The sequence below is a fragment of the Azospirillum sp. OGB3 genome (genome assembly GCF_014192915.1).
Taxonomy (GTDB): Bacteria; Pseudomonadota; Alphaproteobacteria; order Azospirillales; family Azospirillaceae; genus Azospirillum.
The window spans coordinates 73,129-87,016 of record NZ_JACHYN010000022.1; the positions used below are offsets into that span (position 1 = coordinate 73,129).

Genomic DNA, 13,888 nt, shown 5'->3' on the forward strand with positions numbered 1-13,888 from the left:
CTGCCCCGTTCGGTGTGATTTCCATCACGCGGAAAGGATTCGCCAACACTTTGCCAATAGCCGCCCCGCTGATGAAAGCTCAATCCAACGCAACAGCGACCCGTTACGCGAGGGAGGAGACCAAGCCATGGCTAGGATGATGGCGATTGAAGCGGCGGTGCATGTCCTGGAAAAGGAAGGCGTGTCCGTTTGCTTTGGCGTCCCCGGAGCGGCCATCAATCCGTTCTACGCGGCGCTGCAACGCAACGGCCGCATCGGCCACGTTCTCGCACGCCATGTCGAGGGCGCGTCGCATATGGCCGAAGGCTACACGCGCGCCAAGGCCGGCAACATCGGCGTGTGCATCGGCACCTCCGGCCCCGCCGGCACCGACATGATCACGGGCCTCTACTCGGCGTCCGCCGACTCCATTCCGATCCTGTGCATCACCGGCCAGGCGCCGCGCGCCCGCCTGCACAAGGAGGATTTCCAGGCCGTGGACATCCCGTCCATCGCCAAGCCGGTCGCCAAGTGGGCAGTCACCGTGCTGGAGCCGGGGCAGGTCCCCTACGCCTTCCAGCAGGCCTTCCACCTGATGCGCTCCGGCCGGCCCGGCCCGGTGCTGCTCGACCTGCCGATCGACGTGCAGATGGCCGAGATCGAGTTCGATCCCGACGCCTACGAGCCGCTGCCCACCTACAAGCCGGCGGCGACCCGCGCCCAGGTGGAGAAGGCGCTGGCCATGCTGAACGCGGCGGAGCGTCCGCTGCTGGTGGCCGGCGGCGGCATCATCAACGCCGACGCCAGCGACCGTCTGGTCGAGTTCGCCGAGGTCGCCGGCCTGCCGGTCATCCCGACCCTGATGGCCTGGGGCGCCATTCCGGACGACCATCCGCTGATGGCCGGCATGGTCGGCCTGCAAACCGCCCACCGCTACGGCAACGCCGCCATGCTGGCGTCGGACTTCGTGCTGGGCATCGGCAACCGCTGGGCCAACCGCCACACCGGCTCGGTCGACGTCTACACCAAGGGCCGCAAGTTCGTGCATGTGGACATCGAGCCGACCCAGATCGGCCGCGTCTTCGCACCGGACCTGGGCATCGTGTCCGACGCCGGGGCCGCGCTCGACCTCTTCATCGAGGTGGCGAAGGAGTGGAAGGCCGCCGGCAAGCTGCGCGACTGGTCGGAGTGGGTGAAGACCTGCCAGGTCCGCAAGCGCTCCATGCTGCGCCGGTCCGACTTCGCCAACGTGCCGATCAAGCCGCAGCGCGTCTATCAGGAAATGAACAGCGCCTTCGGCGAGGACGTCTGCTACGTCTCGACCATCGGCCTGTCGCAGATCGCCGGCGCGCAGTTCCTGCACGTCTACAAGCCGCGCCATTGGATCAATTGCGGTCAGGCCGGTCCGCTCGGCTGGACCCTGCCGGCGGCGCTCGGTGTCCGGGTGGCCGATCCGAAGCGCAAGATTGTCGCGCTGTCCGGCGACTACGACTTCCAGTTCCTGATCGAGGAGCTGGCGGTGGGCGCGCAGTTCAAGCTGCCCTACATCCACGTCCTGGTGAACAACAGCTATCTCGGGCTGATCCGGCAGGCGCAGCGCGCCTTCCAGATGGACTTCCAGGTCCAGCTCTCCTTCGAGAACATCAACGCCCCGGAGATCGGCGTCTACGGCGTTGACCACGTCGCGGTGGCCGAAGGCCTCGGCTGCAAGGCCATCCGCGTCACCGACCCGGACAACCTGCAATCCGCCTTCGCCCAAGCGCAGCAGTGGATGGACGAGTTCCAGGTCCCGGTGGTCGTCGAGGTCATCCTGGAGCGCGTCACCAACATCGCCATGGGCACGGAGATCAACAACATCACCGAGTTCGAGGACGTGTTGGACGTGCCCGCGGACGAGCCGGAGCTGGTGCGGATCTGATCGGCGCACCGCGAGCCCCCACCCTCCCCACTTCGTGGGTCCCCTCCCTCCCCCGCTTCGCAGGGGAGGGACTCACATCCCCTCCCCTGCGAAGCGGGGGAGGGTCAGGGAGGGGGCAAGCGGCTCCGCCAGATCCACAGTTCCGCAGGGTGAAAAAAGGCGGCCGTTGCGTTGACGCCTCCGCCATCACCCTCCGATCCTGAGCCAAACGGCCAAGCCCGAAACGAACATCCGGGAGAGAGACATGCCCAAGTTCGCCGCCAACCTGACGATGCTCTACAACGAGCTGCCCTTCCTCGACCGCTTCGCCGCGGCGGCGAAGGACGGCTTCACCGGCGTCGAGTATCTGTTCCCCTACGCCTTCGAGAAGGACGCGCTGGTCGAGAGGCTGGCCGCCAACCGGCTGACCCAGGTCCTGCACAACCTGCCGGCGGGCGACTGGGACGCGGGTGAGCGCGGCATCGCCGTCCTGCCGGACCGCGTCGGCGAGTTCCAGGACGGGGTGGGCCGTGCCATCGAATACGCCACGGCGCTGGGCTGCAAGCAGATCAACTGCCTCGCCGGCAAGGCCCCGGCGGGCGTGGCGGCGGACGCGCTGGAGCGCACCTTCGTCGACAACCTGTCCTTCGCCGCCAAGGCGCTGAAGCAGGCCGGCATCCGCTTCCTGATCGAGCCGATCAACACCCGCGACATTCCGGGTTTCCATCTGACCAGCACGGCGCAGGCGGAACGGCTTCTGGAGGCCGTCGGCTCCGACAACCTCTTCATCCAGTACGACGTCTATCACATGCAGATCATGGAGGGCGATCTCGTCCCGACCATGCAGCGCCTGCTGCCGAAGATCGCGCATGTCCAGATCGCCGACAACCCGGGCCGCAACGAGCCCGGCACCGGCGAGATCAACTACCCCTTCGTCTTCGCGGCGCTCGACCGGATCGGTTACGACGGCTGGGTCGGCTGCGAGTACAAGCCGGCCAAGGGGACCAGCGAAGGGCTGGGCTGGATGCGCGCCGCCACCCCCGGCGAGACCGTCGCCGCCTGATCTGCAAACGCCCGAACACTGAAGAATCGAGGACACAGCCATGAACGTTGGTTTCATCGGTCTCGGCATCATGGGCCGCCCCATGGCCGGTCATCTGGCCGACGCCGGCCACACCCTGTTCGTCTACGACATCAACCCGGCCCCCGAAGACCTGCTCGCCAAGGGCGCCACGGCCTGCGGCTCCAGCCGCGAGGTGGCGCAGAAGGCCGACATCGTCTTCACGATGGTGCCCGACACCCCCCATGTGCAGGCCGCTCTGTTCGGCCCGAACGGCGTCGCCGAGGGTCTGTCCGCCGGCAAGATCGTCGTGGACATGTCCTCGATCTCCCCGATCGAGACGAAGCAGTTCGCCCAGCGCATCAACGAGCTGGGCTGCGACTACCTCGACGCCCCGGTGTCCGGCGGTGAGGTCGGCGCCAAGGCCGCCTCGCTGACCATCATGGTCGGCGGGCCGGAGAAGGCCTTCGAGACGGTGAAGCCCCTGTTCGAGAAGATGGGCAAGAACATCACGCTGGTCGGCGGCAACGGCGACGGCCAGACGACGAAGGTGGCCAACCAGATCGTCGTCGCCCTGACCATCGAGGCGGTGGGCGAGGCGCTGCTGTTCGCGTCGAAGGCCGGCGCCGACCCGGCGAAGGTCCGTCAGGCCCTGATGGGCGGCTTCGCCTCCTCGCGCATCCTGGAGGTGCACGGCGAGCGCATGGTGAAGCGCACCTTCGATCCGGGCTTCCGCATCGAGCTGCACCAGAAGGACCTGAACCTGGCCTTGTCCGGCGCCCGCGCGCTCGGCGTGTCGCTGCCCAACACGGCGACCTGTCAGGAGCTGTTCAACGCCTGCGCCGCCCAGGGCGGCAAGGCCTGGGACCACTCCGGCATGGTCCGCGCGCTGGAACTGCTCGCCAACCACGAGATCGGCCAGAACCACCGCGTGACCGAACCCGCGGAGTGAGACCGTTCGGCACCCCCTCTCCCGCCCCGGGAGAGGGAGGGGCCCGCCGCCATGCGGCGGGAGGGTGAGGGTGCCGCCAAGGATCAGTGCTTTGATCCTCGGCTTCACCCTCACCCGGCCCTTCGGGCCACCCTCTCCCGGGACGGGAGAGGGATACTTCTCCCCATTGCCCCCCGCGCCAAATCCGTTAGCATTCCCAGCACATGAGGACCGGCGCCGGTGAACGGCGCGGCTCAGGGAAGGGACAGAACCAGACCATGACGACCACCGATCCCCGCGCGCTCCTGACCGACATGTTCCGCGCCGCCGTCGCCTCGGCGCAGCCGGCGCTGTGCGTGCCGCCGCATCTTCCGGAACCGCCGAAGGGCCGCACGGTCGTCGTCGGTGCCGGCAAGGCCGCGGCCTCCATGGCGAAGGCGGTGGAGGATCACTGGAAGGGGCCGCTGTCCGGTCTGGTCGTCACCCGCTACGGCCACAACGTGCCCTGCAAGCGGATCGAGGTGGTCGAGGCGTCGCACCCCGTGCCCGACGAGGCCGGCCAGCAGGCGGCCCGCCGCATCCTCGACATCGCCGCGTCGCTCGGCCCCGACGACCTGATGCTCTGCCTGATCTCCGGCGGCGGCTCCGCGCTGCTCGCCCTGCCCGCGCCGGGCATCAGCATGGCCGACAAGCAGGCGGTGTCCAAAGCGCTGCTCCGCTCCGGCGCGAACATCACCGAGATGAACTGCGTGCGCAAACACCTGTCCGCGATCAAGGGCGGGCGGCTGGCGGCGGCCACCAAGGCGCGGGTGGTCTCGCTGGTCATCTCCGATGTGCCGGGCGACGATCTGTCGGTGATTGCCTCCGGCCCCACCGTGCCCGACCCGACCAGCTACGCCGACGCTCTGGCCGTTCTGGAGAAGTACGGGATCACCCCGCCGCAGCCGGTCATGGACCATCTGCTGGCCGGGCGCGACGAGAGCCCGAAGCCCGGCGACCCGCGGCTGGAGCGCGTCAGCACGATCCTGGTCGCCACCCCGCAGATGGCGCTGGAGCGCGCGGCGGAGGTTGCCCGCAAGGCCGGCGTCACCCCGGTCATCCTCGGCAACGCGCTGGAGGGCGAGTCGCGCGAGGTGGCGCTCGTCCATGCCGGCATCGCCCGCCAAATCGTCGAGCACGACCAGCCCGCGGCCAAGCCCTGCGTCCTGCTGTCCGGCGGCGAGACCACGGTGACGGTGCGCGGCAAGGGCCGCGGAGGGCGCAACGCTGAATTCCTTCTGGCCCTGACCGTGGCGCTGGACGGAATGAAGGGCGTGCACGCCCTGGCCGCCGACACCGACGGCATCGACGGGACGGAGGACAACGCCGGCGCCCTGCTCGCCCCCGACACGCTGGCCCGCGCCGCCGAGACCGGCGTCAACGCCAAGGAGCGCTTGGCCGACAACGACGGCTACAGCTTCTTCAGCGCGCTCGGCGACCTGCTGGTGACCGGGCCGACCCTGACCAACGTCAACGACTTCCGCGCCGTTCTGGTCCTGTAAGCGGCGGGGCGTCGCCGGCCGATTTGATATATCACTTACGGCCAGGGCGGCGCCCGCTCACGAAAATTTGTTGATGACTCCACGGATTATCCGCCACACTCACCGTCAAGGCATCACGAATATGGCGTCTGGCATGCCAACAGCATGCAACCGGATTGCCCCGTTCGAAGGATAAAGCGAAGCGGTCGGGCACCCAACGCACCCCGCGCGCGCCAGGACAAGAACGAGACAGCGGACCCATCCGGGAGGAACCATATGCGCCAAACCGGTGCGCGGAGCGCCCTGCCTGTCGGCGGGCGTTGGATGCAGTTGCTTGCCGGCGTCATCTGCATGTCGATGATCGCCAATCTCCAGTACGGGTGGACCCTCTTCGTCGAACCCATCGACGACAAGCACGGCTGGGGCCGTGCGGCCATCCAGGTGGCCTTCACCATCTTCATCGTCACCGAAACATGGCTGGTGCCCGTCGAGGGCTGGTTCGTCGACCGCTTCGGCCCGCGGATCGTCGTGCTGTTCGGCTCGGTGCTCTGCGCCGCCTCCTGGGCGTTGAACGCGGTGGCGGATTCGCTGCTCGTGCTCTACGTCGCGGCGGCCATCGGCGGCATCGGGGCGGGCGCCGTCTACGGCACCTGCGTGGGCAACGCGCTGAAATGGTTTCCCGACCGGCGCGGACTGGCCGCCGGCATCACCGCGGCGGGCTTCGGCGCCGGCTCCGCCCTGACGGTGGTGCCCATCGCCACGATGATCGAGACCTCGGGCTACGAGGCGACCTTCATGGCCTTCGGTCTGGGTCAGGGGCTCGTCGTCTTCGCGCTCGCTTGGCTGCTGGTCGCCCCGCCCTCCGCTCCCCTCGCCCGCGGCGGCTTCGCCGTCCCGCCCGCGCAGCGGCAATACACGCCGAGCCAGATGGTCCGCACCCCGGTCTTCTGGGTCATGTACGCCATGTTCGTCATGGTGGCCGGCGGCGGGCTGATGGCGACGGCCCAGCTCGGCCCGATCGCACAGGATTTCGGGCTGGCCCACGCGCCGGTCAGCATCCTCGGCCTGACCCTGCCCGCTTTGACCTTCGCCCTGTCCATCGACCGGGTGCTGAACGGGCTGACGCGCCCCTTCTTCGGCTGGGTGTCCGACCACATCGGGCGCGAGAACACCATGTTCATCGCCTTCGCCATCGAGGCGGTGGGCATCGTCGCGCTCAGCCTCTACGGCCGCGACCCGGTGGCCTTCGTGCTGCTGACCGGTCTGGTCTTCTTCGCCTGGGGCGAGATCTACAGCCTGTTCCCGGCCTGCTGCGCCGACACCTTCGGGTCGAAGTTCGCGGCGAGCAACGCCGGCCTGCTCTACACCGCCAAGGGCACCGCGGCGCTGCTGATCCCCTTCGCCAACATCATCGCCGACGCGACGGGAAGCTGGCACGCCGTCTTCCTGCTGGCCGCCGCGGTCAACGCGCTGGCCGCGGTCCTGGCGCTCTTCGTCCTGCGCCCGATGAGGAACCGCATGGCCGCCGAGTCGCTGGGCACGCACAACGGCCGGAGCGTGACGGCAACGCCCTGACGCTCCTTTCCCCTCCCCCGCTCGGGGAAGGAGCCGAAGCGAGGGGGCGCCCGCGAGGGCGTCCCCTTTTCGATTCGGACGCTACTCCGCCGCCTGCCCCTCCTCCAGATAGATCTCCCCGCCCTTGGCGCGGAAGCTCTCCGACATCTCGGCCATGCCGGAGTTGGCGTAGTCCCGCACCTCCTGCGTGATCTTCATCGAGCAGAACTTCGGCCCGCACATCGAACAGAAATGCGCGACCTTCGCCCCTTCCGCCGGCAGGGTCTGATCGTGGAAGCGCTCCGCCGTCTCGGGGTCGAGCGACAGGTGGAACTGGTCGCGCCAGCGGAACTCGAAGCGGGCGCGCGACAGGGCGTCGTCGCGCTCCTGGGCGCCGGGATGGCCCTTGGCGAGGTCGGCGGCGTGAGCGGCGATCTTGTAGGTGACCACGCCCACCTTCACGTCGTCGCGGTCCGGCAGCCCCAGATGCTCCTTCGGCGTGACGTAGCAGAGCATCGCCGTGCCGAACCAGCCGATCATGGCGGCGCCGATGGCGCTGGTGATGTGGTCGTAGCCCGGCGCGATGTCGGTGGTCAGCGGCCCGAGCGTGTAGAAGGGCGCCTCACCGCACAGCGCCAATTGCTTGTCGACGTTGGCCTTGATCTTGTGCATAGGCACGTGGCCCGGCCCCTCGATCATCACCTGCACATCGTGCTTCCAGGCGATCTTGGTCAACTCGCCCAGCGTCTCCAGCTCGGCGAACTGGGCGGCGTCGTTGGCGTCGGCGATGGAGCCGGGGCGCAGCCCGTCACCCAACGAGAAGGCGACGTCGTACGCCTTCATGATCTCGCAGATCTCCTCGAACCGCTCGTAGAGGAAGCTCTCGCGGTGGTGGGACAGGCACCATTTCGCCATGATCGAGCCGCCGCGCGACACGATGCCGGTGGTGCGCTTGGCGGTCAGCGGGATGTGCGCCAGACGGATGCCGGCGTGGATGGTGAAATAGTCCACCCCCTGCTCCGCCTGCTCGATCAGCGTGTCGCGGAAGATTTCCCAGGTCAGGTCCTCGGCCTTGCCGCCGACCTTCTCCAGCGCCTGATAGATCGGCACGGTGCCGATGGGGACCGGGCTGTTGCGCAGGATCCATTCGCGGGTGGTATGGATGTTGCGGCCGGTGGACAGGTCCATCACGGTGTCCGCACCCCAGCGGATCGACCAGACCATCTTGTCGACCTCCTCCCCCACCGAGGACGCGACGGCGGAGTTGCCGATGTTCGCGTTGATCTTGGTGAGGAAGTTGCGGCCGATGATCATCGGCTCCGATTCGGGGTGATTGATGTTCGACGGGATGATCGCCCGCCCGCGCGCCACCTCGTCGCGGACGAACTCCGGCGTAACGTGGTCGGGGATGGAGGCGCCGAAATCGTCGCCGTCCCGCGCCGCCGCCTCGGCCAGCCGCTGGCGCCCCAGATTCTCGCGGACGGCGATGTATTCCATCTCCGGCGTGACGATGCCGGCGCGGGCGTAGGCCATCTGCGTCACCGCCCGGCCCGGCTTGCCGCGCAGCGGACGCCGACCGGCGCGGTCGAAGACGGGCACGGCGCGCGTCTCGCCGACGCGCAGCCCGTCGTCCTCGGGACGGACCTCGCGGCCCTCATAGGCCTCGACGTCGCCGCGCCCTTCGATCCAGGAGCGGCGCAGTTCCGCCAGGCCGCGGCGGATGTCGGTCTGCACGGCGGGATCGCTGTAGGGGCCGGAGGTGTCGTAGACGCGCACCGGCGGCTCGCCGCCGCCGACATGGATGTCGCGCATCGCCACGCGCAGGTCGGGGAAGCGCTCCCCGGCCACATGGACCTTGCTGGATGACGGCAGCGGGCCGGTCGTCACCGAGAAATGGTCGGACGGCGCGGCTTTCTGCGAAGCGGGGGGAAGAGAGTCGGGCATCTGCTGTGGATCTCCATCGCACATAGGATCGTTGGAGACCCGGGTGTGACGGAGCGGCAGAACGGACGACCGGAGCGGTCCCCATGGAGGGGTGCGCGATGGGGGTGCGCGTGACCGTGGCCCGTTTGTTCCTGTCCCTACGCCGGTACGACCCGGATCAGGTTCAAAGGGTTCGGCGCCTTACGGCATCATCTCAGCCCCGTGCTATGGGGCTCCCCTTGGAACGTCGCCATGCTGAACCATCCGCCCCACCCACGTCAACGCGTTTGACGGCGAATCCCGCCGGATCAATGCAATTGACGCGATTCTGGTATCCATTATCTGGTATACAAAATCCTATTGCGCAGCCTGAGCCGGGTCGCTATGTTGCATCACAACAACAAAAGCAACGCCCCTCCCGAGTGCCCGGAGCCCGTCCCATGCTCGAATCCCAGTTGATCGCCTTCGTCGCCCTGGCCGGCCTGATGGGCCACGGCCTGACACTGCTGATGCGGGAGGACGACGAGTGGAATTCCGATCCGCAGGACGAGCAGCCGGACGGCCTCTGGTCGTCGGACCGCTTCAACCAGTTCGGCGAGGGCCACAACCGCCCCTTCTTCCTGGAATGAAAGAAGGCCGCCGCGCGGGGTGCGCGCGGCGGCCATCATCCGAGACAAGAAACCTGAAGCTTCGCGGACCGGTCAGTGGCCGGGCTGCACCGCCAGCCCACCCGCACCCTGCTGGGCGGCGAGTTCGGCGTTGCGGGCATGGTGCTTGCGCAACATGGGCCGCAGGATCGCGATGGCGCAGAAGGCCGCAATGAGGTCCATGGTGGCGCAGATGTAGAGCACGGTCGCCCAGGTGCCGGTGGCTTCCATCAGCAGGTTGCCCAGCGGGACCAGGAGGGCCGCGACGCCCTTGGCGCAGTACAGCACGCCGTAGATCTTCGCCGCGTGCTTGGTGCCGAAGGTGTCCGCCGAGGTCGCGCTGAACAGGCTGTACACTTCGCCCCAGGCCAGGAACACCAGACCCGACAGGATCAGGAACATGATCGGGTCGTGGCCGAAGCGGCTGAGCATCAGGATGCCGAGGCCTTCGAAGGTGAAGGCGATGAACATCGTCGCTTCACGGCCGATGTGGTCGGAGACGAAGCCGAACAGCGGACGGGAGATGCCGTTCATCACGCGGTCGAGCATCAGCGCGAAGGGCAGAGCCGCCATGGTGATGCCGAACAGGCTGATCGGAGCTTCCTTCACGCCCAGATCGTGAGCGATCACGCCGAGCTGGGCCACCGCCATCAGACCGCCCGAGACGGTGCAGATGAACATGACCATCATGACCCAGAACACCGGCGTCTGCAGCGCTTCCTTCAGCGTGTAGTCGCGACGGGACTGCAGGACCTTGGTCGAGGCCTTCACCTGATCCTTCTGCGGGGCGCGCAGGAAGAAGGCGGCGATGAGGATGATCGTGCCCTGCAGCAGGCCGAACCAGAAGAAGGTCGCCTGGTAGCCCGAGGAGTGGATCATGTTGGCGATCGGCAGGATGGTCACGGCCGAGCCGGCGCCGTAGCCGCCCGCGGTCAGGCCGACGGCGAGGCCGCGCTTGTCCGGGAACCACTTCAGGGCGCTGTTGACGCAGGTGGCGTAGACGCAGCCGACGCCGACGCCGCCGATGGCCGAGCCGACATAGAGCATGCCGAGCGAGCCGGCGTAGCTGTCGATGATCCAGGAGAGGCCGGTCATCACGCCGCCGAAGGCGACGATGGCACGGGGGCCGTAGCGGTCGATGAAGTAGCCTTCGATGGGGGTCAGCCAGGTCTGGACGACGACGAAGACGGTAAAGGCGGTCTGGATCGAAGCGCGGGTCCAGCCGTGGGTAGCCTGGATTTCCGGCACGAAGAGCGTCCAGGCATACTGGATGTTGGCCGCGGCCACCATGCAGACGATGCCGACGACGATCTGCATCCAGCGCGCGCCATCGGAAATGGGCGCCTGCGAGCCGCCGGAACTGTTAAAAGCTGGCCTCTGGGATTCTGTCGATCCAACCATCATTCCCTCCCGTGGGATTGCGACGCTTTGATACCGGGCATGAGGGTCCCCTTGAGCCGGCGAGGCGGTGTCCGAGCGAGCGTCCGCATCGCCGCGTCATGGGCGGCCTTGTTCCGTGCCGATGTGAGTCATGGTTCAATGATGAGCTGGAGAGCCGGTCACGCTGTCCCTGCGTTCGTGGCGCTCCAGATACGGCATATGGTATGCCAGGAACATGATTGTTGGCAACACGAACTTTTGGCGCGTTGCGCTTTTCATCCAAAAATTTTTCGGGCTTTCGAAAGCCGGACAGCCCAGAGGGTCATCCCCGCCCTGTGGACGGGGCTCCATGGCGTCCTCGTGATTGGATGAACGAGGCGCCGACCGGCTTCAGACGGTCGCGGACGCGGCGCGGGACGAGCCGGTGACGGCGAGCGCCGCGATGGCCGCCGCCAACGGCACGAAGGATACCCAGAGCACCGTGTCCCAGCCGAACGCCGCCAGCAGCCCGCCGGACGCGAAGGACCCCAGGGCCATCGTGCCGAACACGATGAAGTCGTTGAGCGACTGCACCTGCGTTTTCTCCTCCGGACGGTGGCACTCCAGGACGAGCGCGGAAGCGCCGAGGAAGCCGAAGTTCCAGCCGACTCCCAGCAGGATCAGGCTGACCCAGAAATGCATCACATCGACGCCCCCCAGCCCCACCACGGCGGAGGCGGCGATCAGGCCCAGGCCGGCAAACACGATGCGGGACGCGCCGAAACGCTCGGCCAGCCGTCCGGTGACGAAGCTCGGGGCGTACATGGCGATCACGTGCCATTGCAGGCCGAGGTTCGACACCTCCTGCGACAGACCGCACAGCCGCATCGCCAGCGGGGCTGCCGTCATGATGAAATTCATCAGAAGATAGGAGACGACGCCGCACAGCACGGCGGTGACGAATCGCGGCTGGCGCGCAATGACTCCGAGCGGCCGTCCCCTGGCGGACTCCGCCGCGGTCGGCATCGGCAGCCGCACGCCGACCAGCACCAGCGCGGACAGCGCCGCCACGGCGGCCTGGGCGAGGAAGGTCGCCAGGAACAGGTGCGGCGGCCAGACGTCCATGGTGACGGTGACGAGCTGCGGTCCGATCACCCCGGCGAACACCCCGCCCGCCATCACGGCCGACATGGCCCGCGGGCGCCGTTCCGGTTCGACGCAATCCGTCGCCGCGAAACGGAAGGACAGGACCACGGCGGCGTAGGCGCCCCCGGGGATCATCGCCGCGCAGAACAGCCAGAAGCTCCCCAGAATCACCGCCAGGGCGGACAGCAGCCCGACGAGCACGCCGCAGCCCGTCCCCGCCAGGAAGGCGGCGCGCCGCCCATGGCGCCGGGCAATGGCCCCGGCGGGAATGGTGCAGACCGCCATGCCCACGACGAAGACGGAAAGCGGCAACGTTGCCAGCGCCGGGCTGGGAGCCAGCGTGTTCCCGACGATGGCCCCCGTCGCGTAGACGACCACCGCGTTGGCGCCGGCCAGCGCCTGCGCGGTCGCCAGCCGCAGAACGTTCGCCGTCCCGTGAGCATAGAGGCCCTGTGCATAAGGGGTGGTGTCGGCTTGGCTCATGACGGTCCTCGGAACTGGCTCTGTGGCGGTTGCCCCAGGCTTACCGACGCGCCATCATGAATAAAAGTGGTATGTTCTCATGATTGGATGAGCCGGAGTCATGAATGCTTGATCGCCAGATCCTTGCGATCCTGCGGGAGGTGGATCGGGTGGGCAGCGTCACCGCCGCCGCCGAACGCCTGAATCTCAGCCAGTCGGCGCTGAGCCACACGATGCGCAAGTTCGAGGAGCGCTGCGGCGTCGAAATCTGGACGAAGAAGGGGCGGAGCCTCCGCTTCACCCAGGCTGGCCAGCATCTCCTGGCGCTGGCGCAGCGCCTGTTGCCGCAGTTCGAGCACGCCGAACGGGTTCTCGCCGATTTCGCGTCGGGCCGCCGCGGGGCGTTCCGGGTGGGCATGGAATGCCATCCCTGCCAAGCTTGGCTGATGCGGATGACCGCCCGCTATCTCACGCAATGGCCGGACGTGGATTTCGAGGTCCGCACCGCCTTCCGCTTCGACGGCTTGGCCGCGCTGCTCGACAACGAGATCGACCTGCTGATCACGCCCGACCCCATCGAGACTGCCGACGTCCTCTTCACGCCGGTCTTCGACTACGAACTCGTCCTCGTGGTGCATGACGCGCATCCGCTCGCCGCGCGGGGCGTGGCGCAGCCCGAAGACCTGCGTGCGGAGGAGCTGATCACGGTCCCGGTCAGCCTGGAGCGGCTGGATGTCTACACCCGCTTCCTCGTCCCCGCCCATTGCCGTCCGCGTCGCCACAAGACCGCGGAGTCGACCGACCTGATGCTCCAGCTCGCCGCCGCCCGGCGCGGGGTCACTGTCCTGCCGGACTGGCTGGTGCGGGAAGACGGTGCCGGCCTGCCCGTCCGATGCGTGCGGCTGGGAAGCGAGGGAATCGGCAAGAGCATTCATCTCGGCGTCCGCCGCGGCGAGGAGAGCGTGGACTACATCGCCGGCTTCCTTGCCCTCGCCCGGATGATCGATCGGTAGGAGTAAAAAAAATGGCCGTGCTGTTTCCAGCACGGCCAGTGATTTCGAGAGGCTCGCATAAATGCAGAGCAACAACCCGCCCGATACAAAGGGTGAAGCACCCTGTGCAAGACCAAGATGACTGGTCAGACCAATCACCGCAATGCTTTGTTTTCAGCTTTCCACATTGCGGAAACAGCCCAATTACCCGCTTAATACACAGCAAAGAAGACCGCGCCGTTGCCGGCGCGGCCAGTCACTTCGGGGAAAACACCACTGCGAAGGAAACGGATCAGCCCTTGAAGACCTTGAGCATGGTGGACCCCAGGCTCGCGGGGCTGTCGGCGACGGCGATGCCGACGGACTTCATGAACTCGATCTTGAAGTCGGCGGTGTCGTTGCCGCCGGAGATCACCGC

The 13,888-nt window shown here is 67.5% G+C and carries 10 protein-coding genes, 1 pseudogene and 1 riboswitch; of the genes and pseudogenes, 7 read left to right on the forward strand and 4 right to left on the reverse strand.

Annotated elements, in window-relative coordinates; all coding sequences use genetic code 11:
- The first annotated feature begins 127 nt into the window (after positions 1–127).
- The 5 genes from gcl (at position 128) to oxlT (FHW79_RS28585) (ending at position 6,962) form a co-directional block, all read left to right on the forward strand.
- Entirely contained in the window at positions 128–1,897 is a 1,770-nt protein-coding gene (gene gcl, locus FHW79_RS28565) for a glyoxylate carboligase (protein WP_183182041.1), read from the forward strand.
- Between the two features lie 244 nt (positions 1,898–2,141).
- Positions 2,142–2,939, forward strand: a complete 798-nt coding sequence (gene hyi, locus FHW79_RS28570; protein WP_183182042.1) for a hydroxypyruvate isomerase — start codon at positions 2,142–2,144, stop codon at positions 2,937–2,939.
- Between the two features lie 40 nt (positions 2,940–2,979).
- Positions 2,980–3,888: a 2-hydroxy-3-oxopropionate reductase gene (gene glxR, locus FHW79_RS28575; protein ID WP_183182043.1), complete on the forward strand. Its 909-nt coding sequence runs from the start codon at positions 2,980–2,982 to the stop codon at positions 3,886–3,888.
- 257 nt (positions 3,889–4,145) lie between these two features.
- Positions 4,146–5,408: a glycerate kinase gene (locus FHW79_RS28580; protein ID WP_183182044.1), complete on the forward strand. Its 1,263-nt coding sequence runs from the start codon at positions 4,146–4,148 to the stop codon at positions 5,406–5,408.
- Positions 5,409–5,663: 255 nt separating this feature from the next.
- Complete coding sequence (gene oxlT / locus FHW79_RS28585) at positions 5,664–6,962, forward strand: oxalate/formate MFS antiporter (RefSeq protein WP_183182045.1); 1,299 nt, start codon at positions 5,664–5,666, stop codon at positions 6,960–6,962.
- Positions 6,963–7,043: 81 nt separating this feature from the next.
- Here oxlT (FHW79_RS28585) and thiC read toward each other — a convergent pair whose 3' ends face one another.
- Complete coding sequence (thiC, locus tag FHW79_RS28590) at positions 7,044–8,885, reverse strand: phosphomethylpyrimidine synthase ThiC (protein ID WP_183182046.1); 1,842 nt, start codon at positions 8,883–8,885, stop codon at positions 7,044–7,046.
- A 116-nt stretch (positions 8,886–9,001) separates the two neighbouring features.
- Positions 9,002–9,114, reverse strand: a riboswitch (TPP riboswitch).
- Between the two features lie 190 nt (positions 9,115–9,304).
- Here thiC and FHW79_RS28595 point away from each other — a divergent pair.
- Positions 9,305–9,493, forward strand: a complete 189-nt coding sequence (locus FHW79_RS28595) for a hypothetical protein (RefSeq protein WP_183182047.1) — start codon at positions 9,305–9,307, stop codon at positions 9,491–9,493.
- 72 nt (positions 9,494–9,565) lie between these two features.
- On the opposite strand, the gene oxlT (FHW79_RS28600) is transcribed toward FHW79_RS28595, so the two are convergent.
- Together oxlT (FHW79_RS28600) and FHW79_RS28605 are read right to left on the reverse strand one after the other, a co-directional pair.
- The gene (oxlT, locus tag FHW79_RS28600) at positions 9,566–10,828 is read right to left on the reverse strand and encodes an oxalate/formate MFS antiporter (RefSeq protein ID WP_183182048.1); all 1,263 of its coding nucleotides are present in this window, start codon (positions 10,826–10,828) and stop codon (positions 9,566–9,568) included.
- A 453-nt stretch (positions 10,829–11,281) separates the two neighbouring features.
- Positions 11,282–12,499 carry an MFS transporter gene (locus FHW79_RS28605; RefSeq protein ID WP_183182049.1) on the reverse strand — a complete coding sequence of 406 codons (1,218 nt, stop codon included), beginning with the start codon at positions 12,497–12,499 and terminating at the stop codon, positions 11,282–11,284.
- 104 nt (positions 12,500–12,603) lie between these two features.
- Here FHW79_RS28605 and FHW79_RS28610 point away from each other — a divergent pair, with 104 nt between their 5' ends.
- Positions 12,604–13,491, forward strand: a complete 888-nt coding sequence (locus tag FHW79_RS28610; RefSeq protein ID WP_183182050.1) for a LysR family transcriptional regulator — start codon at positions 12,604–12,606, stop codon at positions 13,489–13,491.
- A 271-nt stretch (positions 13,492–13,762) separates the two neighbouring features.
- On the opposite strand, the pseudogene FHW79_RS32990 reads toward FHW79_RS28610, so the two are convergent.
- Positions 13,763–13,888: pseudogene (locus FHW79_RS32990) on the reverse strand (succinate--CoA ligase subunit alpha); the annotation flags it as partial.